Here is a 24666-nt window from a genome sequence, read left to right as displayed (position 1 = left end):
GTTTGGTCAACTGGTTGCTTAGTTACCTGCAACCAAGGTCGGGGTAAATACATCCCCAGGGTGAATTGATGATTTCTTATCGTTATCTTAACTATAATCTACAAAACGACATATAACACTCACCCGCTCAACCTATAGCCCTCAATTTTAGGCAATCTTTGACAGCATAGATTACCCTATCTTGTTGTTCGCTGGAAAGTTCCGGGAACATCGGCAAAGACAAAACTTGGTGGCTGACCTGTTCTGCCATGGGAAAATCACCGCAGCCATAGCCTAAATCGCGATGAACCCCCTGTAGATGAAGGGGTATGGGGTAGTATACATTAGTGCTAACTCCGAGGCTCTGGAGTTGTTCTCGCAGGCGATCGCGTCCTGACGAGTCGCTATTATTACCCACATATCTGATAGTGTACTGATTCCAAACGGTCTCGCCGCCTAGACTTTCTGCTGGGACAATTAAACCGGGTATCCCCTCCAGTTCCTGACTATATCGAGAGGCGATCGCCTTTCTCTGTTGATTCCAGCGCGGGAGATACTCTAATTTAATGCTTAAAATCACCCCTTGTAGGGCATCAAGACGACTATTAATCCCCAACAGTTCGGAATTATATCGCTCAGGCTGACCGTGATTTTTCAGCACCCGCAACACACGCGCCAGATCAGGATTATTAGTTGCGATCGCCCCTCCATCTCCACAAGCGCCTAAATTCTTAGTCGGAAAAAAGCTAAAACAGCCTAGATCTCCCATACTACCCACCTTAGCATCACCCCAACTAGCTCCGGTGGCTTGGGCGCAATCTTCAATCACCGCCAAATTATGAGACCGCGCTACCGCCATTAATGCGGTCATGTCCACAGGGCGACCAAACAAATGCACGGGAAGGATAGCACGGGTTTGGGCAGTAATCGCCGCCTCAATTTGACTAATATCTAAGTTGAACGTATCCGGGTCAATATCCACAAATACCGGGGTGGCTCCCACGGCACTAATCACCTCAGAGGTAGCAATAAAGGAAAAACAAGTGGTAATCACCTCATCGCCGGGGCCTATTTCTAAAGCCCGCAAAGCCAAAAATAGGGCATCAGTACCAGAGTTGCAACTGACCAACTCAGAAGCCCCAATATACTCGGCAAACTTTTTCTCAAAACTGTCCACAGCATAGCCACCAATGTAGCGACCACTAGCCAGCAAGTCGAGTACCTCCTGACTAAGGCGATCGCTGATCATTTGATACTGTTGGGTTAAATCAAGGGCAGGAATTAGGTTCACGCGCTTCTCACACCACACTATACTAGAATGAGTTGTTCACAGGGTTTGCTGATAATTAGTTGATTTCCTTAGATTTTACAGACTTAGTGCTAATATTCGGACTGATGGCGATCGCCATTGGTCTATCAGTATCTGGGGGATTAGGCTTAGAATTCAAGCTAATCACTTCCGCCGGGCGCGCCTGAGCGCCAATTAGTCGTCTTGGGTTACGTCCTGGCTATTGTCTTTGACCCCACCACGACAGGCCAACCTCTCCTAGTCAGAGCCCTAATTCTGGCAATGATTACCCTAGTTGCCATTGTCTCCCGTAACCGCATCAGTCGCCAACTTCCACAACTTTTACTCTGGGTTTGGGTTTCCCTATTTATTAGCACTGCGGCGATCGATTGGGGGTCGAGAGAGATATTGCTACCTCCCCCTCCCCTTCAAAACCGTACGTGAGAGTTTCCCTTCATACGGCTCTAGTGGTGCTTCCACATCCCGATAATTGGCATAGACACGAAAAACTTCATGATGTGACGCACGCGCAGATTGCTCCATTGTTAAGGATACAGCTTTAGCGTTATCAAGCGCCGTTTGATAGCACTAGTCAATACGGTTAGGACGCAGCCTTGAGAACAGAATCCATGGCATCATGGAGAGAATCAAACTGCTCAATACAATGGCGAATGCGGGCTTTCAACCACGACCAACATTTCTCTATCTTGTTGAGGTCTGGCGAATAAGGCGGAAGATAGAGTAAACGGCATTGAGCTGCCTCCACCAGTTCAGCAATCCGCCCCCCTTTATGAAACGTTGCATTGTCCAATACTAGAGTCTGACCTGGCTTCAATGTTGGAATTAAGATGAACTCCAACCACAACTCAAACACTGTCCGATTACAACAACCCTCAAAGCTAAAGGGAGCTAAGAGTTGTTGATCATACCATGGGGCTATATAGCTCACCCTGCCCTGCCTCTTCCCGGATTTGAGGGCACCGAAGCGTTGTCCTTCCTGGCAGTAACCATAAGGATAATCCGAGTCTTGACTATTCATGCCAGCTTCATCGAGGTAAACCAACCCTTCCGGCTCCATCTGTTCAATCTGAGCCATAAACTCCTCTCGCTGTTGCTTCCAACGTTCTTGGTAGCCGTAAGTTTTTTTTCTGGTGAAGCCAATTTTCTTCAAGGCTCTGGATATGGTGCGAGGAGAGATGTCGTCATCCCAAAGTTGAGCCATTTGAGCGGAGGTTTTGTGGCCATGCTCTTGGGCAAAAGCCTTGAATTTGTGCCAGTCGGTAATTTGGTGGCTATGACCAGGTGGGCGATTAGGTTTAGGGAGGAAGTCGCCGGTGTGTTCTTTTCTTTGCAGCCAGAGATTGATGGTGTTCCTGCTGACATGGAAAACTTGACTGGCTTCGGTTTTGGGTATACCGTCTAGTTCAATTGCATTAATAACTTTTTGTCTAAGGTCGTAACTGTAGGGGGCTGGCATTTTGGGTCTTCTGTAGATATCCTTGCCATTATACGTCCTAACTTCTCTGTCTTGTAATCTAAGTATTCCTTATATTCTACCAAGGGGTAGAAATCCCACTGGGACGTTATTTCGGGCATTGCAGCCTTATTTGGTCTCCCAAACGTTTCGCACGGTGATGATACTTTGTACGGTGGTGCGGGTAATGACACTATTTTCGGTGGTGATGGTGATGATGTGTTGTTTGGAGATGAGGGTAATGATTCTCTGATTGGTGGCCCAGGACGCGATCGCTTTGTGATTTTTGCTAATGGCGGCACGGATACTATTACTGATTTTGTCTCTGGGGAAGACCTGATTGTTCTCGGTGGTGGTTTGCGCTTTGAGCAATTGAGTATTACTCAAAATGTCTCGTCGGCGGTGATTACCCTAGATACGGAAGAGTTGGTGATTTGGGAAGGGGTACAAGCGGCAGCTTTAACTGAGGATGATTTCATCACTTTCGCGATCTAAGATTAGGTGAGACTACTCCTCACGGTTTGTGCTGTGGGGAGATGGGTTCCTGGTTAAAGTTGAATGGAGGGGTGTTTGTGGCTCCATATCAAAGAATCGAGCAGCGTTTCTTTTCTGTGTTATTTGGGATCTTGATTGGGTTAACTTTGCTGGTTTGGGTTCTTAGGGGGTTAGGGGTTCTGGGATTTATCCCTGGATTGATAATCTGGGTGTTGTTGCTGTCAACCATCGCTATGGGGGTTCTGTCTAGAGTGGCTCGATAGCTCGGTTTGGTAATTATTCGGTCACTGGGATAGACGAATTGGGTTGAGTTGGGCTATAATGGCGAATGGCCTAAAACAAGGCGCTTCCTTAAATCTAGGTTGTGTGCGACGGGTTCACTTATTCCGAATAGCACCAATCGGGTTTTTCAGAGGACAGTGTTGTTTATTGAGCTTCAGCCTACAGCCAGAAATGGCCTGGGCAACTGCTAAGGTGAAACTTCCTGGCAGTTGGCGAGAACGCCGCTTTCCAGTCTGGTAGCAGGATTGGGAAACTACGGTTCTATTGCGTAGCAATCGCTCGTGGTCGCGTTCATGTCTTCTCAAGTATCTTTCATATAGGAGGAGACGGGAAGACCTCAAGTAAAGTTATTATTTTTTAGAGAGGTGAAGGATAAAACATGACCCAAGTTATTCTGGGTGAAAACGAACAATTAGAATCCGCACTGCGTAGATTTAAGCGAGAAGTGTCTAAAGCTGGCATCCTGGCTGATGTTCGCAAAAAACGTCACTTTGAAACCCCTCCAGAAAAACGCAAGCGCAAGGCGATCGCTAATCAGCGTCAGAGACGAGCTTTCCGTAAAAAGCGGATGTTCTAAAGCGCTTCATAACCCGATATAACCGCGAACAAAACTCCTATTCTAGTTCTATTGGACTAGAGTGGGGGTGGCTGCGGTTTTTTGGTTATTAGATAATTTGGGAACTGGGTATTGGTAAGGAAAATGTGAAGGTGCTACCTTTGCCTAACTGACTACTAACGAAAATTTCGCCGCCTTGAAGTTCCACCAAACGCCGGGTAATAGCTAAACCAATTCCGGTACCTCCATAATTGCGCGATCGCGATCTATCAGCACGCCAAAATCTTTCAAAAACATGGGGTAAATCTGCCTCAGAAATACCAATTCCGGTATCGCTGACATCCACAAACAAGTAACCACCATGAGTATAAACTTCTATTTTAATTAGACCATGTTTGGTGTATCTGATGGCATTTCCTAATAAATTAACTAAAATTTGTTCAGTGCGATCGACATCAGCTAAAGCCAGGGGTAATTCTTCAGAAAAATCTAATTCTAACATCGGTCCTTCTTCCAGAAGTTGATCAGAAAAACGCTGCACCAAAGACTCTAATAAAGGCCGTAATGCTAAAGGTTGGGGGTTAATGGGTAAATATCCAGATTCAACCTTAGAGAGTTCTTGTAAGTTATTTATCAGCCTTTCCAGGCGTTTAGTTTCCTTGGTTAACTGCTGATAAATATCTGGTGATGGCGAAATTCTGCCTTCGGCCATTTCTTCTAAGTATCCGCGAACTACAGTGATCGGAGTTCGCAATTCATGGGTCAAATCACTAATTAATTCCCGCCGTTTTTGTTCAACATCTTGAAGACTACTAGCCATCTGATTAAAACTCATCGCCAGTTGATTTAATTCATGAATTTCACTAGATGACATCCTTTCTGAGAGATTACCCTTGGCAAATTTATGGGTAATTTCTTCCATCTCGGTGAGAGGCTGAGTAATGCGTTTAGTCACCCAATAACTTAAACAGACAGCAGCAGTTGTTCCGGCTAAAACAGACCAAAAAGTGCTACGATTCCAAGCAATTTCAAAGCCTTCTACTAGGCGAGTTCTTACATATTGTAAGCGAAAGCCAGGACCTTCTAGTTGTTCCAAACTACGGACAAAGAACCGAGGAGAGGAAATTTTGCCGATGATCACCAGGGATGTGACCCCAATCAGCATAACCAGGAGGTGGGATAAAAATAGGCGCGATCGCAAATCTACCTTTGCCATTAGTTCTGGGTATGTATGATCTAGTAGGGGTCGAGAGAGATGTCGCCATCTCCCCCTCCCATACAAAACCGTACTTGAGGCTTTCACCTCATACGGCTCCTAATCTGATTGTTCCATTGTTAATGATACAGCGTTGGCGTTATCTAGCGCCGTCTTATCATCATGACAGTGGCGGTGTAATAATTGAAGGTTCTTGTATTCATCCTTTCCGCCTAAACTTCGAGGTATAATGTGGTCTACTTCAACTAAATCCGATGGTGCGAAATACTGTCCACACCAGGTACACCTACCTTTTTGCTTTTTGAGTAGTTTTGCTACCCTGTTTGGCGTGTCGATTGCTTGTCCTTTCCTGGTTGCCCAGTAAGTCCAGTTTCCGTCGTATGGTGTTGCATCTGGGCGTATTAGGGTGTGTCTAACATTTGGAGTCCAATTGTGTTTCCATAGTTGAACTCCATCTTTGGTCTGGAATAACCAAGATTCATGCCTTTCTTTCCCATTGCTAAGTTTTACCGTTCCATGTTTGAAATAGTTTCTTAGCTTCTCGTAACTTGCCTTTCTGCATCTTGATGCTGTCCATGCCCTTAGCATTAGCCAGATTATATAGTCTAGCTTAACGAAGGTCTCTGTTGAGACGACCGCTGAGTAGTAGTTTGACCATCCCCGAATAATCGGGTTTAGATTACTTATCAGGGCTGATTGGGGTGCTGTTTTATGTCGTTTTATTACACCCTTAATCACTTCTGTATGGGCTTTGATTGCTTTCTGACTAGGTTTGATGTGGGTTGGGAACCCTAATGGTTTCCCATGTGGACTTTTCCCAGTTTTATATTTTCCTACAGGATATTGCCTAATATTGAATCCTAAGAAATCAAATCCAGGTTCTTCAAGTTTTCTATCATATTCAATAGGATTGAGTGTATGACAGATTCGAGTTTTCTCCGGTTTAATCTTTAACCCAATAGGTTTTAACCATTCGGAAATAGCAATCTTGCATTGTTCAATAATCTCTAGTGATGGTGATATCACTACAAAATCATCGGCGTATCTTATTAAGTTGGCTTTGACAGCCTTCCCTTTTTTCTTAGGATACATTGTTTCAATTACTCTAACCATTCCCAACAGTGCGATGTTGGCGAGTATTGGACTTATTACCCCTCCTTGGGGTGTCCCTGTTTCTGTATCCTCGAATACGTCGTTATCCAAAACACCCGCTTTAAGCCATTGTTTCAGGTCTCTCTTCAGGCTGCTCGGACAATGAATTTTGGACAATAGGTAATCATGGTTCACGGTAAGAGCATTTCGCTATATCAGCATCGAGAACATAGTATTGTCCTTGATTTATGGCAGTATAGATTCTACCAATTGCGTCATGGGCTGACCGACCGGGACGGAACCCATAGCTTGTGCCTTCAAATCTTGATTCCCATTCAGGTTCGAGAGCCGACTTAACCAAGGCTTGCCTTGCTCTGTCTTGGATTGTGGGTATTCCCAGAGGGCGTTTTTCATCCCTGCCAGGTTTTGGAATCCACACCCGTCGCAGTGGTTTTGCTTTGAGGTTTCCCTTAATGCTCTCAACAAGTTCAAACCTTTGCCTTGGAGAGATTGCTCTCATTCCATCGACTCCAGCCGTTTTCTTACCTTGATTATCTTGGGTCACTCGCCGCACTGCTAAGAGTCGGGCATAATATGACTTCACCAATAGACGTTGCAACCTTCTTGCCTTTGCATCCTGTCCCGATTTAGCTGCTTGAAATATCCTTTTTTGGAGCTTGAAAACTTTCCGCTGAACCTTAGTCCATGGGATTGCCTTCCATGCGTTGTTCGTAGTCTTGATTGGTTTGGGCTTACCAAATCCTTTCTTTAAACTCGCTATCGCCATATGTACATCTACTAGGCTCTATTTCTTACAATCCAACCGTGACCCGTTAGCATATCCCTACCATTACAGTCGGGCTTTGGCTTCTGGTCACATCTCACCCCCTAATAGGCTTGCGCTTACATTTGTCACTACTGATATCTCGACCAGATTATCAGAGCCTAAAAGGGGTTACAACGTTCCGTTTATATGGGCTTTCCATCTTTAGACTTGTCCTATCCACCGGGGTACTTTTTAAAAGTCTGTGTAGGTGTTATTAACAAAACCCTACTTTTCCCCTTGCTCTTTTGAGCGCAGCGTGTCAACCTGTTTCGCTACTGAATACTTACGATGGTTCAAGTCGGAACATTCAGATTTCCTTAGTCATGGATGGTTGGCAGTGGTCGTATTATTGGGAATAGGTTTTCCCTCACGCCTTCCGTTCCCCGCTTCAATCCTGAGGTTATGATTCCCAAAACTGGGGGTGGCTATCGCCGTTACTCTCTACTCCCTGATTTCTCAGTTTGTTTATGACCTTGAGTTCCCTGCCTTACTTAGATTTCTCCAAGCGTCGGGACATATAAACAGTTATGGGGATGGGCAGGTGTGCTATCCTTATGTTCAACCGAGGGGTTGAAATCCGCACCAGGCGGTTATTTCAGGTATTGCAACCTTATTTCATGCCTGAACGTCTCGCACGATAATTTCTATCCTACACTCAAACTTTCAACAGTAAAAAGCCCCGCTTGACCAACAAATCAGCGGGGCCTTTATAAGGAAACCTTTAAAGTAGGATTATCGCATATCCCAGAGAGCCTTAAACAAAGTCTCAGGCAGCTTTCTGGAGGTGGCATTCCTGGCAGCCTTGAGCGCGGCCACGGAAACTGTGTTCCCTTTGTGGTATGCTCTGGTAATCCGTGCGAGACGTTCAAGCATGAAATAGGGTTGAAACACCCGAAATAACCGCCTGGTGGGGACTTCAACCCCTTGATTGAATATAAGGAACGCACTCCTGAACATCCCCATAACTGTTTATATGTCCCGAATATTTGTATCACACGATACCAAATCAAGGCAGGGACTCCAAGCTCAACATACTTTGTGACAAAACGTAACAATTCTTAACATAACGGAAAAGTTACGACAAAAGGTGAGGATAACGGCGATAGCCACCCCCAGTTTTAGGACTCACAACCCGTCAGATTGAAGCGGGGAACGGAAGGCTCCAAGGTGTAACCCAACACCAGAACCGAGACCACTGCCAACCATCCATGATTAGGGAAACCGAATGTCTGGCTTGAACCGCCGTAAAGAGTAAGTAGCGGTGCGAGACGTTCAGGCATCAAATAGGGCTGCAATGCCCGAAATAACTGCCTGGTGAGGATTTCAACCCCTTGGTTGAATATAAGGAGCGCACTCCTGACCATCCTCATAACTGTTTATATGTCCCGACGTTAGTATAGAAATATACGTGTGATTCGTTTAGGAGTCAAATAAGGCTGCGATGCCTGAAATAACCTCCTAGTGGGACTTCCACCCCTGGGTGGAATATAAGGGATTCACACCCCTGACCATCCCATAACTGTTTATATGTCCCGACGATTTGTATCTTAGGATACCAAATCAAGGCAGGGAACCCAAGGTCAATACACTCTGTAACAAATCGTAATAATTCTTAACATAATGGAAAGTACGAAACAGAGGTGAGGGTAACGGCGATAGCCACCCCCGGTTTTGGGACTCACAATACCAAGACCGAAGCGGGGAACGGAAGGCTCCGAGGTGTAACCTAACACCAGAATCGAGACCACTGCCAACTATCTATGATTAGGGAAACCGAATGTCTGGCTTGAACCACCGTAACTAATAAGCAGCGAAATAGGTTGATACGCTGCGCTCAAAAGAGTAAGGGGAAAAGTAGGGTTTTCTATAGGACACCTACACAGACCTTTAAAGATACCCCGATGGATAGGACAAATCTAAAGATGGAATGCCCATATAAACGGAACGTTTTAACCCCTTTTAGGCTCTGATAATCTGGTCGAGAGAGTCAGTAGCGAAAAGTGTAAGCGTAAGCCTATTAGGGGGTGAGATGTGACCAGAAGCCAACGCCTTACTGTAATGATAAGGATATGCAGACGGGTCACGGTTTGATTGTAAAGAATAGAGTCTAGTAGGAGCACAAATGGCGCAGGCGAGTTTAAAGAAAGGCTTTGGTAAACCCAAACCAATCAAGACTACGAAAAACGCATGGAAAGCAATTCCATGGGCGAAAGTCCAGCGGAAAGTTTTCAAACTCCAAAAGAGGATATTTCAAGCAGCTAAATCGGGACAAGACGCAAAGGCAAGAAGGTTGCAACGTCTATTGGTGAAGTCATATTATGCCCGGCTCCTAGCAGTACGGCGAGTAACCCAAGATAATCAAGGCAAGAAAACGGCTGGAGTCGATGGAGTAAGAGCAATCTCTCCAAGGCAAAGGTTTGAACTGGTTGAGAGCATTAAGGGAAATCTCAAAGCCAAACCACTGCGACGGGTGTGGATTCCAAAACCTGGAAGGGATGAAAAAAGCGGGAATGGGAATACCCACTATCCAAGATAGAGCAAGGCAAGCCTTGGTCAAGTCGGCACTTGAGCCCGAATGGGAATCAAGATTTGAGGGCACAAGCTATGGGTTTAGACCTGGCAGGTCGGCTCAAGATGCAATAGCACGAATTTACTCAAGTATTAACAAAGGTGAATACTTCGTGTTAGATGCGGGTGCGAGACGTTCGGGTATGAAATAGGGCTGAAATGCCCGAAATATAGCATTAGTCAAGGTGGTTAGGACGCAGCTTTGAGAACGGAATCCATGGCATCATGGAGAGAATCAAACTGCTCAATGCAGTGGCGAATACGGGCTTTCAGCCACGACCAACATTTCTCTATCTTCTTGAGGTCTGGCGAATAAGGTGGTAGATAGAGTAAACGGCATTGAGCTGCCTCCACCAGTTCAGCAATCCGCCCCCCTTTATGAAACGTTGCATTGTCCAATACTAGAGTCTGACCTGGCTTCAATGTTGGAATTAAGATGAACTCCAACCACAACTCAAACACTGTCCGATTACAACAACCCTCAAAGCTAAAGGGAGCTAAGAGTTGTTGATGACACCATGCGGCTATCATACTTACCCTGCCCTGCCTCTTCCCTGATTTGAGTGCATGGAAGCGTTTTCCTTCCTCGCAGTAACCATAAGGGTAATCCGAGTCCTGACTATTCATGGCGGCTTCATCGAGGTAGACCACTTCTTGTGGCTCCATCTGTTCAATCTGAGCCATAAACTCCTCTCGCTGTTGCTTCCAACGTTCTTGGTAGCCGTAAGTTTTTTTTTCTGGTGAAGCCAATTTTCTTCAAGGCTCTGGATATGGTGCGAGGAGAGATGTCGTCATCCCAAAGTTCAGCCATTTGAGCTGCTGTTTTGTCGCCATGCTCTTGGGCAAAAGCCTTGAATTTCTGCCAGTCGGTAATTTTGTGGTTATTGCCAGGTCGGTGATGAGGTTTAGGGAGGAAGTCTCCGGTCTGTGCTTTTCTTTGCAGCCAGAGATTAATGGTGTTCCTGCTGACATGGAAAACTTGACTGGCTTCTGTTTTGGGCATACCGTCTAGTTCAATGGCATCAATAACTTTTTGTCTGAGGTCGTAACTATAGGGGGCTGGCATTTTTGGTCTTCTTAGTCATCTCGTCCTCTCCATTATACGTCCTAAGTATTCTGTCTTGTGCTATATAAGTTATCACAACCAACTACCATGAGCCGTTACTCTTTAGATTTTCGGAAAAAGATAGTAGAAGCCTATGAAAAAGGAGACACTTCTATCCGAAAAGTAGCGAAACGCTTTTTGGTGAGTCCAGACACGGTAAGGCGACTGGTCAAACAGTATCGATTAACGGGAGACTTATCTCCTCGTAAGTGTGGCACTAAAAAGAAAAGCATTTTATCTAAGCATGAGGAAGCCGTGATAGATATTGTAGAAGCCCACCCCGACCTGACCTTATGGCAATATAGTGATAAGCTCAGAGACAAGCTGGGCATAAATGTCAGTACGACCATGATAGATAGATTTTTAAAGCAGCACGATATAAGTCTCAAAAAAAAACATACAGGAGCGAAAAAGTAGTAACAGAAGAAGTACAGAAAGCGCGAGTAGATTATTGGGAAAGAATTAGAGATGTGGCTCGTGAAAAGCTTGTGTTTATTGATGAAAGTGGGTTATGGGTAGGGATGAGCAGACCGTTAGCCAGAGCGACGAAAGGGAAAAAAGTCTATGAACTGCGGAAATCCTATCGAGGTCAAAAAATGACAATAATTGGTGCAATTAAGCTCTCCGGAGGGGTGGCGACTCAAACATTAGAAGGGTCCATGAAAAAAGAGGATTTTCTCCAATTCATCAAGTTAGATTTATTGCCAAAATTAAAAAAAGGAGATGTAGTGGTAATGGATAACTGAAATTCTCATCATCGAGAAGAAGTCAAAGAAATGATAGAGTCAGTAGGAGCCAGGGTAGAATATCTGCCGGTGTATTCCCCTGAGTTTAACCCGATAGAGATGATGTGGTCACAGCTCAAAAGTTTAGTGTGCAAGTTCAGGACGGAGACCATGGAATTATTAGTGAGATTGGTAGAAGTGGCGGTAAGCCTTGTGGATTTACAGTGTTTGAATAACTGGTTTACCAAGTGTTGTTAATGTGCTTAATGATTGAGATAAAGGCTGTATATCGTGCTGCTTTAAAAATCTATCTATCATGGTCGTACTGACATTTATGCCCAGCTTGTCTCTGAGCTTATCACTATATTGCCATAAGGTCAGGTCGGGGTGGGCTTCTACAATATCTATCACGGCTTCCTCATGCTTAGATAAAATGCTTTTCTTTTTAGTGCCACACTTACGAGGAGATAAGTCTCCCGTTAATCGATACTGTTTGACCAGTCGCCTTACCGTGTCTGGACTCACCAAAAAGCGTTTCGCTACTTTTCGGATAGAAGTGTCTCCTTTTTCATAGGCTTCTACTATCTTTTTCCGAAAATCTAAAGAGTAACGGCTCATGGTAGTTGGTTGTGATAACTTATACAATAGCCCTAAGTACAGGACAAAAGTTGTAGAGCCTGGTGAAACCGCCCTGAAAACAAAGGCAGATTAGAGAAAGTGCGGCGTAGAAAATCGAAGCCAGTGCGGAAAAGACTCTGGGAGCGTCGTCCGTGAGCCTTCAAAGGAATGGGTGAACCTTGGTGAATCCACAAACCCACCTTCATAGCCCAAGTAAAAGCCAGGCTAAGCAAAGCCAATAAACGGCTCAAGCGCTCAGGGTCCTTAAAGTGAGTCGATTCGAGACAGAAGCCCCGAGTCTTCAAGGCTCCGAAGAGGTTTTCAATACCCCAACGCCGAGCATAGTCGGGGAGGGCCGTTTCGGGGCAAGCGTTAGTGATGAGAATCAACAACTCCCCCGAATCAGCCAGACGAGAGCCAATGACGTAAACCTGCCGTCCCCAAACCCAACGGCGACCCGAAAGCTGGCGAAATTCTCCGGGTCGCAGAGAATCAAACATTCGTTCGCCACTACGCCGAGTTCCTCCTAACTTAGGACTAATCAGCTCGCTGTGGCGGATGCGTAGGCGGAAAGGAACCTCGGGGTCGATGAGAAGATACGAGAGCCAATCTCGCCCCACAAATTCCCGGTCAGCGGTCAGACAAGCCACCTCCACGTCAGGAAATAGTGCCTCGAAGCGGTCGAATAAGTCCATGCGTTCGCCACTGTTGCTATTGCCCTTTTTGTCAAGCATCGTCCACAGCAGGGGAAAGGCAATCCCCTCGTGGACGACTGCCAACATCAAGATGTTGAAATGGGTTTGACCGAAAGACCAACAGGTGCGGTCGAGACTAAGAGTCCAAGGTTGGGGAATGTCAATGAGGCTAACGACGAAACGGGCAATCTCTGCCCGGTCAAATTTGAATTGCCGAAAAAAACGTTGTAATCGCTGGTAATTTGAGGAAATTTGCACAGGATTTGCGAATACAGTCGCTATTTCCATCAGATTAACCGTCTTTGTTTGGAATAGCGCCATCAGGAACAGACAGACAAAGTTTAATCTCGCCCCGTGCCAGGGCAAGTGAGGGCGCAAAGTGTCTCGTAATCGGTTAAGCTCGTTCATGAGAGGGAAGTTTGGTTTGTGGTAATTCCGATGTAACCCTCTCACCCCAACTTGGCGCTACCCCCCCACCCCTCGACTTTCACCTCGGCCCGGAGCGCCCCCTTCAGAATTTTCGGCTAGATTCCCTTTTGGCTAAGACTTTCAGCTTTTTTGTCCTGTACTGAGTTAAACAACATAAAACAGCACCTCAATCAGCCCTGATTAGTAAACTAAACCCGATTATTCGTGGATGGTCAAATTACTACTCAGGGGTCGTCTCAATGGAGACTTTCAGTAAGCTAGACAATATAATCTGGCAAATGTTGCGGGCATGGACAGTGTCAAGATGCGGAAAGGCAAATTATGAAAAACTAGGAAACTATTTCAGTAATGGAACGGTTAAACTTAGCAATGGGAATGAAAGACAGGAAGCTTGGTTGTTCAGGACCAAAAATGGGTTCCAGTTATGGAAACATAGTTGGACTCCAATTGTTAGACATACCTTGATACGCCCGGAAGCAACACCATATGACGGAAACTGGACTTACTGGGCAACCAGACGAGGTCAGGCAATTGAAACGCCAAGTAGGGTAGCAAAACTACTCAAGAAGCAAAAAGGCAGGTGTACCTGGTGTGGGCAATACTTTACCCCATCAGACCTAATTGAAGTAGGCCACATTGTACCTCGAAGCCTCGGTGGAAAGGATGAATACAAAAATCTTCAGCTATTACATCGCCATTGTCACGATGATAAGACGGCACTAGATAACGCCAACGCTGTATCCCTAACAATGGAGCAATTAAACTAGGAGCCGTGTGAAGGGAAACTTTCATGCACGGTTCTGAATGGGAGGGGGTGAAGGTGACTTCACTCTCGACCCCTAATAAAACAAGGCAGGGAACTCAAAGTCAAAAACGCCAAACTGGAAATCTTAATGATTCCTTAACAATTGCGTTTAGAGTAAAGGCGGTAGCCACCCCCAGTTTTGGGAATCACAAACCCAGGATTGAAGCGGGGAACGGAAGGCGTGAAGTAGAACCTACTACCAGATGCGACCACTGCCAACCATCCATGATTAGGGAAACCGAATGTTCGGCTTGAACCATCGATAACACTAAGCAGCGAAATAGGTTGTGACGCTGCGCCCAAAAGGGCAAGGGGAAAAGTAGGGTAATCGCAACATCACCTACACAGACTTTTAAAGGTACCCCGGTGGATAGAACAAATCTAAAGTTGGAATGCCCATATAAACGGAACGTTTAAACCCCTCATAGGCTCTCTAATAAATATAGCACAAGACAGAACACTTAGGACGTATAATGGAGAGGACGAGATGACTAAGAAGACCAAAAATGCCAGCCCCCTATAGTTACGACCTCAGACAAAAAGTTATTGATGCCATTGAACTAGACGGTATGCCCAAAACAGAAGCCAGTCAAGTTTTCCATGTCAGCAGGAACACCATTAATCTCTGGCTGCAAAGAAAAGCACAGACCGGAGACTTCCTCCCTAAACCTCATCACCGACCTGGCAATAACCACAAAATTACCGACTGGCAGAAATTCAAGGCTTTTGCCCAAGAGCATGGCCACAAAACCTCCGCTCAAATGGCTGAACTTTGGGATGACGACATCTCTCCTCGCACCATATCCAGAGCCTTGAAGAAAATTGGCTTGCTTCACCAGAAAAAAAACTTACGGCTACCAAGAACGTTGGAAGCAACAGCGAGAGGAGTTTATGGCTCAGATTGAACAGATGGAGCCGGAAGAAGTGGTCTACCTCGATGAAGCCGCCATGAATAGTCAGGACTCGGATTACCCTTATGGTTACTGCGAGGAAGGAAAACGCTTCCATGCACTCAAATCAGGGAAGAGGCAGGGCAGGGTAAGTATGATAGCCGCATGGTGTCATCAACAACTCTTAGCTCCCTTTAGCTTTGAGGGTTGTTGTAATCGGACAGTGTTTGAGTTGTGGTTGGAGTTCATCTTAATTCCAACATTGAAGCCAGGTCAGACTCTAGTATTGGACAATGCAACGTTTCATAAAGGGGGACGGATTGCTGAACTGGTGGAGGCAGCTCAATGCCGTTTACTCTATCTTCCGCCTTATTCGCCAGACCTCAACAAGATAGAGAAATGTTGGTCGTGGCTGAAAGCCCGTATTCGCCACTGCACGTGAGCAGTTTGATTCTCTCCATGATGCCATGGATTCCGTTCTCAAAGCTGCGTCCTAACCACCTTGACTAATGCTATAAGTGAGCAATATTACTCACAAGAGTAGTGAAAAGTGTAAGCGTATGGTGCGAGACGTTCGGGTATGAAATAGGGCTGAAATGCCCGAAATAACTACCCGGTGAGGATTCCAGCTCCGAATCTGGATATAAGGAGACCTCTCCTGACCATCCTCATAACTGGTTATATGTCCCGACGCTTAGGGAACTAAGCAAGGCAGGGAACTCAAGGTCATAAACGAACTGAGAAATCAGGGAGTAGAGAGTAACGGCGATAGCCACCCCCAGTTTTGGAAATCATAACTCCAGGATTGAAGCGGGGAACGGAAGGCGTGAGGTAGAACCTACTACCAAGACGCGACCACTGCCAACCATCTATGATTAGGAAGACCGAATGTCCGACTTGAACCATCGTAATACACTAGCAGCGAAATAGGTTGACACGCTGCGCTCAAAAGGGCAAGGGGAAAAGTAGGGGGTTCGTGCGACTACCTACACAGACCTTTAAAAGTACCCCGGCGGAGAGGACAAATCTAACGATGGAATGCCCATATAATCGGAACGTTGTAACCCCTCTAATGCTCTGCCTATAAATAAGTGAGTAATGCTATTCACAAGGTAGTAGTGAAAAATGTAAGCGCATGCTTAGAGGGTGAAGGATGTGACCAGAAGCTAAAGCCCAATTGTCATGGTTGGGATATGCCCACAGGTCACGGTGGGGATATAGATACTGCGGTCAGTAAGAGTATAATGGCGAGGACGAGTTTAAAGACTACGTGGTGCATATATAGCATTAGTCAAGGTGGTTAGGACGCAGCTTTGAGAACGGAATCCATGGCATCATGGAGAGAATCAAACTGCTCAATGCAGTGGCGAATACGGGCTTTCAGCCACGACCAACATTTCTCTATCTTGTTGAGGTCTGGCGAATAAGGTGGTAGATAGAGTAAACGGCATTGAGCTGCCTCCACCAGTTCAGCAATCCGCCCCCCTTTATGAAACGTTGCATTGTCCAATACTAGAGTCTGACCTGGCTTCAATGTTGGAATTATATATTTTCAATAACCTCGTGATTGTTAAGGATAAAGAATCAGTTAAAATTGAGTTTCTTACTTGATGATTAGTTCTCTGGGTAATTTCTTGAAAGAAAGCCGCTCATTTTCGACATCAACATAGATGGTATTTCCATCATTAAACTCTCCCCGAAGAATGCCTTTGGCAATTTGTGTTTCTAGTTCCTGTTGAATAGCTCGTTTGAGGGGACGGGCTCCATAAACGGGGTCAAAACCGACATCAGCTAGGTAGTCCAGGGCGCTCTCAGACAATTTTAAGGACATTTTATGCTGCTCTAGGCGCTGAGAAAGATTGCCTAATTGTAGGAGGACAATTTCGCGCAATTGGTGGGGTTTGAGAGAGTGGAAAATAATAATTTCATCAATGCGATTAAGAAACTCTGGACGAAAAGCCGATCGCATAGAATCCATAACCCGGTGACGCATTTCCTCATAGCGAGAATCATCGCCAGCAATATCCAAAATATACTGCGACCCAATGTTACTGGTCATAATAATGATAGTATTTTTGAAATCGACAGTACGACCTTGAGCATCAGTCACTCGACCATCATCAAGAATCTGAAGCATGACATTAAAGACATCAGGATGAGCCTTTTCTATCTCATCAAACAGAATGACAGCATAGGGACGGCGGCGGATCGCCTCAGTGAGTTGTCCTCCCTCATCATAACCTACATATCCGGGAGGAGCGCCCAAAAGGCGGGAAACGGAGTGTTTCTCCATGTATTCAGACATATCAACACGCACGATCGCCTCTTCGGTGTCAAATAGGTAGGAGGCTAAAGCCTTAGCTAGTTCGGTTTTACCGACTCCGGTTGGTCCGAGGAAGATAAAACTAGCGACGGGTCGGTTAGGGTCGGACAGACCAGCGCGCGATCGCTGAATAGAGTCAGCGACGGCTGTTACAGCTTCATCCTGTCCGACTACCCGTTGATGTAACTCATCTTCTAAATGCAGTAATTTCTCCTTCTCAGATTCGACTAATTTACTAATAGGAATCCCCGTCCACTTAGAGATAATTTCAGCAATATCAGACTCGGTTACTTCTTCCCGGAGGAGAGTTTTCCCTCCGGTTTGAGTATCTTGTAATTGTGACTCAGCTTGATGGAGTTGTTTTTTGAGAGCTTCCAGGGTCCCATATTTCAACTCAGCAGCGCGGTTGAGATCGTAATTACGTTCGGCTTGTTGAATTTCAATGTTAACCCGATCAATCTCTTCTTTGAGGGACTGAATATGGGTAATTGTATTTTTTTCCGACTCCCACTGAGCGCTGAGGGTGCGTTGTTCTTCCTTCAGGTTGGCTAAGTCTTTTTCCAGTCGTTCTAACCTTTCTTGGGAGGCGGTATCACTTTCTTTTTGCAAAGACAGTTTTTCCATTTCTAATTGGAGGATTTTCCGGTCGATTTCGTCTAGTTCCTCCGGCTTAGAAGTGATTTCCATTTTCAACTTAGCAGCGGCTTCGTCTACCAAGTCGATCGCCTTATCAGGAAGGAAGCGATCGCTAATATAGCGAGTAGACAGAGTAGCCGCCGCCACCAAAGAACTATCAGAAATCTTCACCCCATGATGAACCTCATAGCGTTCTTTCAAGCCTCGTAAAATCGAGATAGTATCAACCACATTAGGCTGATCAACGTAAACCTGCTGAAAACGTCGCTCTAAGGCTGCATCTTTCTCAATATACTTACGATATTCATCTAAGGTTGTGGCACCAATACAGCGCAACTCACCCCTAGCTAACATAGGTTTCAGGAGGTTTCCCGCATCCATCGCACCTTGGGTAGCTCCCGCACCAACAACGGTGTGAATCTCATCAATAAATAGGATGATTTTACCTTCCGAGTCCGTCACTTCTTTCAGGACTGCTTTTAAGCGTTCTTCAAATTCTCCCCGAAACTTAGCCCCCGCAATAAGTGACCCCATATCCAGTGCTATTAGTTTTCTTTCTTGGAGAGATTGAGGCACATCTCCGGCGATAATACGTTGAGCCAATCCTTCTGCGATCGCAGTTTTTCCAACTCCTGGTTCCCCAATTAAAACCGGATTATTTTTAGTGCGCCGACTCAAAATTTGAATAGTGCGGCGGATTTCTTCATCCCGACCAATTACCGGGTCTAATTTCCCCATACGCGCCGCTTCAGTTAAATCGCGTCCATATTTCTCCAAGGCTTCATATTTGCCTTCCGGGTTCTGATCTGTCACAGTTTGATTTCCTCGAATTTGGGTAATAATTTGTTGAAGTTTCGCTTCATCTAGTCGAAATTCTTGATAGAGAGTTTTACCAAATCTAGCATCTTTAGTGTAAGCCAATAACAGATGCTCAACCGATATATATTCGTCTCCATATTGTTGGCGGTAGGCTTCAGCGTTGTCTAACAGCGTATCTAAAGTGCGACCTAAATATACGTTGGTGCTGTTTCCTTTAATTTTCGGTTGACGATTAATAAAGTTTTCCGTACTTTCCCGGACCTTAGCTACTGATATTCCCGCTTTGTTAAATAAACTATTAGCCAGTCCATCTTGCTCTAGCAAGGCTTTCATCAAATGCTCAGTTTCGATTTGTTGTTGTTGAGCCTGTTTGACTATATCGGGAGTTTGTGCTAAGGCTTGCCATGCTTTTTCTGTAAATTTACTCGGATCTGTGGGTTGCATAATTTATAACCTCCTATACTGATTTTATCTAATAATTGACTGCTATTAACCATGGGGGACCTTTGGCGGAAGATTTTGATAAGAATGCCATCATTTTCTCAAGGTTTGAGTCTGTCCGACTATTTATAGACTTTAGCTTAATTGACTAGGGGCATTAGTTCTCTATTCCTAACCTTCGGGGTACGGATCACCGAAGTGATCAGCAGAGCTATGGTGGCTACAAATACTGACCAGAGACGTGGACTGGCAGCCAAACGACAAAGGTCGAGCCTACTCCTTCACGGCTTTTGACATAAATGCCGCCGCCTAAAATCTCACACAGTCGTTGGCTGATAGCGAGTCCTAAACCAGTGCCACCAAATCGTTTAGTTGTGGAAGCGTCAGCTTGGATAAAGGCTTTAAAAATGTGTTTAACCTGTTCTTTATTCATACCAATTCCTGTGTCTTTGACCTGAAAAACTAAATACTGAGTTTTAGCACTGGCAAATTTTTCGGCATTCAAGGTGTCTTTTTTCCACTCATTGGGAATTTTGGTTACTCGCTGCACTTGCAGGGTAATGGTTCCTTTATTGGTAAATTTGGAAGCATTACTTAATAGGTTTAATAGCACTTGTCTGACTTTGGGTAAGTCGGCATACATGGTGCCGAGGTCTTTGGCGGTTTTGACTTTCAGAGCGTTATGATTTTTTTCGGTTAAGGGGGTGGCGGTGGCTACGACATCATCAATTAATTGTTGTACGGCAAAATCTTCGAGATACAGGGTGACATGACCTGCTTCGATTTTGGAGATATCCAAAATATCACTAATCATGTCTAAGAGGTGTTTCCCGGCGGTTTGAATCCTCTCTAAATCGGGTAAAAAATCATCGTAGCCTAAATCTTTTGATTCTTCGTGCAGCATTTCGCTATAGCCAATAATGGCGTTTAAGGGGGTGCGAAGTTCATGGCTCATGTTGGCTAAAAATACGCTTTTTGATCGGTTGGCTGCTTCGGCGGCAATTTTGGCTTTTTGGAGTTCTTCGGTGTATTGTGCCACTCGTTTAATTAGTTGGTTAAGGGTGGTTGTGAGTTTGCCGATTTCTGTATGCTGGTCTTCCATTAGGGGAATTCTTAGGGCAAAATCGGAATCTTCTCCTACTTGATCAGCAATGTCAATCATTTTTTCAATCGGATCGGCGATCGCTTTACCTGTATATTTGGCTAGTAACCAACCTAAAACTATAGCGGTTAATAAACTTATTAATATAATGTTACGAGCGATACTTTTTCCGGTTTGTAATTCAACTAAGGCTAAGTCGGCGCGATCGCGGAAATTAACCGCTAACCGCAATGCTTCCCCAGACAAATCATAGAGGTTAGTGGCGGCGGGGCTGTTGTTGAAGTTGTTTAATGATTGTTGGATTATTTGTAGATTTTCTGGGCTATTATTACCAGTTTCTGTAGCTGGAAATATGCGGTTTATTTCCTCTGTATATACAGCGATCGCACTGCTATAATCCTGCAAAATTTCTTGTAATCTTTGATAGTCTGGCTGGATTTTAGGGTCCGTGGTGCTAGGCACTTCCTGCCAATTGTTCAGAGCCAGTTGTAATTGAAAAATTTCTGACCTAATTTGGGAAATTATGATTAATATTTTGTCGGGGTTGTTGATATTATTAACCAGCTTTTTTTGCTGGTCTTTTAGGTCAAAAATATTCGTATCTAAGTTAATTAAAAAATGGGCTTGGTTGTGATTAATCTTAAACTGTTTATTACTGTTATTGGTGAGAACTGTGTTAACTACAAATCCGGTTAACACACCCCCGACGGCTACACCGAGAACAATCATATAGCCACTACTAATTTTTTGCCGAATTCCCAAATTATTGAAAAACGGCAGAGACAACCCCCAAGGAGTTAGGGTATTTGAAGAATTGGGTTTGGGTGAGGTTTGAGGCATCCGTTGCTTTACAATTAGCCAGGAAGGTCTACAAAATACCAGGCGTAACCCTCGGTTCTGATGGCTGTCAGAATTTTAGATTTTGGGGATGTCTGATATTATTATCGGTATCTATAATTCAGGCGGCACATTCAGGATCAAGTTGAGCAGAAGGTGAGAACCTACTGGACAAGTATTCTAGCATTTTAATAAGTCAATTTTGATCAACCTTTGATAAACTTAATGAAGTTGGGAGATGCACGCTCAACAGTGTGCATGGGTCAAGGAACTTTGATAGTCCCCAGGCTATCTGCAAATTTTGGTTTTGGCATGGTGATGGCGCTAGGGGTACACTAGAAGTAAATTTAGTGAATGACGGGTAATTGTCCATGAAACTATTTGATCAAATTGTCGGTGCATTGAATAACCCAGCACTGCAAGCCAACATTAACCAAATTAATGATCTCATAAATACGGCACAACAGCTAGGGGTTAACTTTGGTGGGTCTCCGGAAACCACCCAGGCGGTGATGTCTGTGGTGGGGGACTATGTGCGATCGGCACTCAAGGAAAAGTGCAACCAGGAAGGCAAGGAGTCAGTACAATCCTTTGTTAATCAGTATAGTGGTATCCAAGCGAATCCTGCTGTGGTACAATTGCTATTTTCTCCCCAAACGCAAAATCGACTGATTGAAGCGGTCGAACAGCGCACCGGAGTTAATGCTCAGACTATTAGAAGTTTGCTGCCCCTATTGGTTCCTGTGGTTTTGAACTTTTTGCAAACTGGGACTAATAGCCAAGATCCACAAAAAGGCGAAAATCCGGTTTTGACGAGTTTCTTAGATAGTACCGGTGATGGAGAGGCTGATATTGCGGGTGTGCTGCGACTAGCTAGTAGCTTTTTTAAGCGCTAATCTGATAATTGGTCTAATGATATGGTGATTGAATGGTTACGGTTTAAGGTTCCCCCAACACTGTGGGAAGCCTTTATTCAGAAGGATGAACAGGTTTGGACAGAAGGACTGAAGCAGTTTCCGGGTTTTATTGGTAAGGAAACTTGGGTTGACCCCAAACTCGAAGAGGTGATCCTAGTAATTCGCTGGGAAACTCGCGAACAGTGGAAGTCCATTCCCACAGAAGCCTTAGAAAAGCTAGACCTAGCCATGGGTGATCTGAAAATGCCGATTATTGAAAGCTATGAGTATCAGGTGCGTAAGTTCCTACATTAAGGATTGAGGAAGATTAGCTGAATTTGTCAATGAGGGCAAACATAAGGTTAAGGGTCAGTAAACCTACCCCAATCAGGAGTCCGATAAACGTGGCAATACTCAAAAATGGACGAATTTTGGCGAATCCCTGGTTTTGTTTTGGTTCCATAAAACGGATAACTCCTGCTAGGCAACATATCGGACAATTACGGATTAGACTGGGATTATAACATAATTGCTTGTAGCATAATCGACCTGCTCACTTTTAACCTAAATTGAAATCATGGCTATGTTTTCTCCGATTTCTCACCCAAATCAATCTGTACTTAACCATAATCACAGTGCTGCCATGCCCAAACCTAATTCGTCAGAGTCTGATCTGTTAGCCTCGTCTTTACCTCAGCGCCACTGGTTGGAGTGGGCAGAATATATTTCTTTGGCAAGTTCTGCTATTGGGTCGGTGGTGGTGGCGCTTTCGGGTCAGGCTTTCTATGGGGTTGCGCCTCTGACTGTGGCTCTCTCTCTTAATGTTGCTAACCGACATCGCCTACAACAGTCTATGGGGGAAACTCAGGCTGATGTGGTTGAGGTTCGGGAGTCGGTGGAGGTTTTGGAACAAAAGGCGGTGCGGGCAATTTTGGGGTTGCGCCAACAACTAAGGGGAGATATTGAGGCACTACAAAGCCAATTACCAGAGCCTGTAAGTGAGGATGAATTGATGAGGGTTCGTGGGTCAAAACAGGTGGCTGTGTTAACGGAGTCTGTGGCTTCGTTTCAGAGTGAAATGTCTCAGGCTTTGGATGAGATGGAACAGCAGTTTCACCAGGAAATTGCCCCTTTACAGGGTAGTGTGATTGAGTTACAAAATGCGATCGCATTATTACAAAATCAACAGGGTAAATTGACAACTCCTGTTCAGCGGCAGGCGGGTGATGTGTCTCAAATTCAGGCTGAAATAGAACGCATATCTAATGAAAACGAGACAATTATTAAACCTCATATAAAACGTTTGCTTTTGGTAGTTAAACAAATGCAAAAAACTGAGAGTAATAATTATTTACCTCGTCCACCCAAACCCAATTCTAATAATAAGAATTAGCTGGCAATATGACATTAACAATAAAGCCGAGAAAAATTCTCTTAGATACTGACCCAGGTGGGGATGATGTGTTCGCTTTGCTATGGTTGCAAAGTTTGGTTAGCCAAGGTATGGCTGAATTGGTGGCGGTGACAACTGCAGAAGGAAATGTGGAGGCTCAACGCACTTTTACCACGGCTAGTCAGGTTCTGGCTTGGACTGGAATGGATGGGGTGACGGTGGGTCGTGGGGTGATGGGGGTTAATTCTTTGGTGGGAAATGCTAGTCATATTCACGGGGATGATGGTATCGGGAATTTGTCGGATACTTTACCGCCGCCTACCCATAATTTTGAGGAGGCTTTGGGTTCGCCACAGGTGATTATTGACTGTTTAGAAAAATATCCAGGGGAAATTACTATAGCAGCGATCGCCCCTTTAACTAATTTAGCCGCCGCAGAACAAATACGCCCAGGTATTCTCAAGTTAGCGCGGGAAATTGTGATTATGGGGGGTTCTTTTCATTTGGGGGGAAATGTTACCCCCCATGGAGAGTTTAATATTATTTATAACCCGGAAGCGGCGGCTACTGTTTTCGCCAGTCGTCATGATTTGGTGATGATTTCCTTAGATGTTACCCAGCATTTAATTTTCACCCCAGAAATTAGCGATCGCATAGCCGCAGTTAATCCCCAAAGTGCGATCGCAGAATTTATAGTTGATTTAGTCAAGTTCATGGTAACAACCGCCTTAAAAAACCGCCGCACTCGTGGGATTCCCGGTTTTTTAGTGCATGATGCCGCTACTATCGCTTATATATTCTACCCGGAATTATTCAAGTTTTACCGGGCGAAAGTTGAGATAGAAACCCAAGGAATATCAACTCGCGGTCTCACCTGGTTTGACCGCACCCATAAACCCAAATTAGATGTTAATAGTTGGGTAATTTCCGAGGTAGATGATGATATGTTTTTTGCGATTTTAGTCGAAGACTTGAAACAATTAATAATTAATAATTAATAATTGATAATTGATAATTGATAATTAATTACCGATTACCGATTGTCCATGGCCGATTATCGATGGTTGAAAGGATTAATTTTCGTCGCTGAGAATTTGAGGAACTCGGAAGAAATCCCCTAACAATTAATAATTAATAATTAACAATTAATAATTAATAATTAATAATTAATTACCG

General features: G+C 44.7%; 17 protein-coding genes and 7 pseudogenes. 12 read left to right on the top strand and 12 right to left on the bottom strand.

The window, feature by feature from the left end:
• Positions 1-127 precede the first annotated feature (127 nt).
• Positions 128-1270, bottom strand: coding sequence for a DegT/DnrJ/EryC1/StrS family aminotransferase (locus XZ46_RS19765; RefSeq protein ID WP_008053038.1), 1143 nt, complete (start codon positions 1268-1270; stop codon positions 128-130).
• A gap of 201 nt (positions 1271-1471) precedes the next feature.
• On the opposite strand from XZ46_RS19765, the gene XZ46_RS19760 reads away from it, so the two are divergent.
• Positions 1472-1711, top strand: coding sequence for an ABC transporter permease (locus tag XZ46_RS19760; protein WP_006619180.1), 240 nt, complete (start codon positions 1472-1474; stop codon positions 1709-1711).
• Positions 1712-1868: 157 nt separating this feature from the next.
• On the opposite strand, the gene XZ46_RS19755 is transcribed toward XZ46_RS19760, so the two are convergent.
• Positions 1869-2744: an IS630 family transposase gene (locus XZ46_RS19755; protein ID WP_008053036.1), complete on the bottom strand. Its 876-nt coding sequence runs from the start codon at positions 2742-2744 to the stop codon at positions 1869-1871.
• Between the two features lie 165 nt (positions 2745-2909).
• Between XZ46_RS19755 and XZ46_RS19750 the strand changes: the two genes are divergently transcribed.
• From XZ46_RS19750 to rpsU, 3 genes are all read left to right on the top strand, one after another.
• Positions 2910-3236, top strand: a complete 327-nt coding sequence (locus XZ46_RS19750) for a calcium-binding protein (protein WP_006624095.1) — start codon at positions 2910-2912, stop codon at positions 3234-3236.
• A gap of 321 nt (positions 3237-3557) precedes the next feature.
• On the top strand, positions 3558-3758 hold the full coding sequence (locus tag XZ46_RS30460) for a hypothetical protein (RefSeq protein WP_006669199.1): 201 nt from the start codon (positions 3558-3560) through the stop codon (positions 3756-3758).
• Between the two features lie 139 nt (positions 3759-3897).
• A complete protein-coding gene (rpsU, locus tag XZ46_RS19740) occupies positions 3898-4095 on the top strand; it encodes a 30S ribosomal protein S21 (RefSeq protein ID WP_006616180.1) in 198 nt (65 codons plus the stop codon).
• Between the two features lie 88 nt (positions 4096-4183).
• Here rpsU and XZ46_RS19735 read toward each other — a convergent pair whose 3' ends face one another.
• From XZ46_RS19735 to XZ46_RS35070, 4 genes and pseudogenes are all read right to left on the bottom strand, one after another.
• Positions 4184-5290 (bottom strand): sensor histidine kinase, encoded by a 1107-nt coding sequence (locus tag XZ46_RS19735; protein WP_006616179.1) that lies wholly within the window; start codon positions 5288-5290, stop codon positions 4184-4186.
• Positions 5291-5389: 99 nt separating this feature from the next.
• A pseudogene (gene ltrA, locus XZ46_RS19730) lies at positions 5390-7169 on the bottom strand (group II intron reverse transcriptase/maturase).
• Between the two features lie 771 nt (positions 7170-7940).
• Positions 7941-8099, bottom strand: a complete 159-nt coding sequence (locus XZ46_RS35900) for a hypothetical protein (protein WP_228116377.1) — start codon at positions 8097-8099, stop codon at positions 7941-7943.
• 227 nt (positions 8100-8326) lie between these two features.
• Positions 8327-8488, bottom strand: coding sequence for a hypothetical protein (locus XZ46_RS35070; protein ID WP_162198544.1), 162 nt, complete (start codon positions 8486-8488; stop codon positions 8327-8329).
• Positions 8489-9330: 842 nt separating this feature from the next.
• Between XZ46_RS35070 and XZ46_RS19715 the strand changes: the two are divergent.
• A pseudogene (locus XZ46_RS19715) lies at positions 9331-9901 on the top strand (reverse transcriptase N-terminal domain-containing protein); the annotation flags it as partial.
• A 64-nt stretch (positions 9902-9965) separates the two neighbouring features.
• Here XZ46_RS19715 and XZ46_RS33060 read toward each other — a convergent pair.
• Positions 9966-10842 (bottom strand): IS630 family transposase gene (locus tag XZ46_RS33060; RefSeq protein WP_157883455.1). Its coding sequence is split into 2 segments (ribosomal slippage): positions 9966-10511 and positions 10513-10842, totalling 876 coding nucleotides; the frame shifts between segments, so codons are not numbered across the junction.
• Between the two features lie 87 nt (positions 10843-10929).
• Here XZ46_RS33060 and XZ46_RS33055 point away from each other — a divergent pair.
• Positions 10930-11864, top strand: a pseudogene (locus tag XZ46_RS33055) (IS630-like element ISAtsp7 family transposase).
• A gap of 27 nt (positions 11865-11891) precedes the next feature.
• On the opposite strand, the pseudogene XZ46_RS19690 reads toward XZ46_RS33055, so the two are convergent.
• Together XZ46_RS19690 and XZ46_RS19685 are read right to left on the bottom strand one after the other, a co-directional pair.
• Positions 11892-12224, bottom strand: a pseudogene (locus XZ46_RS19690) (helix-turn-helix domain-containing protein); the annotation flags it as partial.
• A 32-nt stretch (positions 12225-12256) separates the two neighbouring features.
• Positions 12257-13327, bottom strand: a complete 1071-nt coding sequence (locus XZ46_RS19685) for an IS4-like element ISAtsp3 family transposase (RefSeq protein WP_006669216.1) — start codon at positions 13325-13327, stop codon at positions 12257-12259.
• 164 nt (positions 13328-13491) lie between these two features.
• Here XZ46_RS19685 and XZ46_RS19680 point away from each other — a divergent pair.
• Positions 13492-14115, top strand: a pseudogene (locus XZ46_RS19680) (group II intron maturase-specific domain-containing protein); the annotation flags it as partial.
• Positions 14116-14659: 544 nt separating this feature from the next.
• Positions 14660-15540 (top strand): annotated as a pseudogene (locus XZ46_RS33045) (IS630 family transposase).
• A gap of 803 nt (positions 15541-16343) precedes the next feature.
• Here XZ46_RS33045 and XZ46_RS30425 read toward each other — a convergent pair.
• The 3 genes and pseudogenes from XZ46_RS30425 to XZ46_RS19650 all read right to left on the bottom strand — a co-directional run.
• Positions 16344-16589: pseudogene (locus XZ46_RS30425) on the bottom strand (transposase); the annotation flags it as partial.
• 57 nt (positions 16590-16646) lie between these two features.
• On the bottom strand, positions 16647-19265 hold the full coding sequence (gene clpB / locus XZ46_RS19655) for an ATP-dependent chaperone ClpB (protein WP_008052989.1): 2619 nt from the start codon (positions 19263-19265) through the stop codon (positions 16647-16649).
• Between the two features lie 217 nt (positions 19266-19482).
• Positions 19483-21204 carry a sensor histidine kinase gene (locus tag XZ46_RS19650; protein WP_008052988.1) on the bottom strand — a complete coding sequence of 574 codons (1722 nt, stop codon included), beginning with the start codon at positions 21202-21204 and terminating at the stop codon, positions 19483-19485.
• Between the two features lie 368 nt (positions 21205-21572).
• Here XZ46_RS19650 and XZ46_RS19645 point away from each other — a divergent pair, with 368 nt between their 5' ends.
• From XZ46_RS19645 to XZ46_RS19630, 4 genes are all read left to right on the top strand, one after another.
• Positions 21573-22097, top strand: a complete 525-nt coding sequence (locus XZ46_RS19645) for a DUF937 domain-containing protein (RefSeq protein ID WP_006624102.1) — start codon at positions 21573-21575, stop codon at positions 22095-22097.
• 21 nt (positions 22098-22118) lie between these two features.
• Positions 22119-22412: a TIGR03792 family protein gene (locus tag XZ46_RS19640; RefSeq protein WP_006617175.1), complete on the top strand. Its 294-nt coding sequence runs from the start codon at positions 22119-22121 to the stop codon at positions 22410-22412.
• Positions 22413-22674: 262 nt separating this feature from the next.
• Positions 22675-23490, top strand: coding sequence for a hypothetical protein (locus XZ46_RS19635; protein WP_006617174.1), 816 nt, complete (start codon positions 22675-22677; stop codon positions 23488-23490).
• Positions 23491-23498: 8 nt separating this feature from the next.
• Positions 23499-24488, top strand: a complete 990-nt coding sequence (locus tag XZ46_RS19630; RefSeq protein ID WP_006669215.1) for a nucleoside hydrolase — start codon at positions 23499-23501, stop codon at positions 24486-24488.
• Positions 24489-24666: the final 178 nt, after the last annotated feature.

Source organism: Limnospira indica PCC 8005, from assembly GCF_000973065.1.
In the GTDB taxonomy this organism is placed as follows: Bacteria; Cyanobacteriota; Cyanobacteriia; order Cyanobacteriales; family Microcoleaceae; genus Limnospira; species Limnospira fusiformis.
This window is presented reverse-complemented; position numbering and strand designations above follow the sequence as displayed.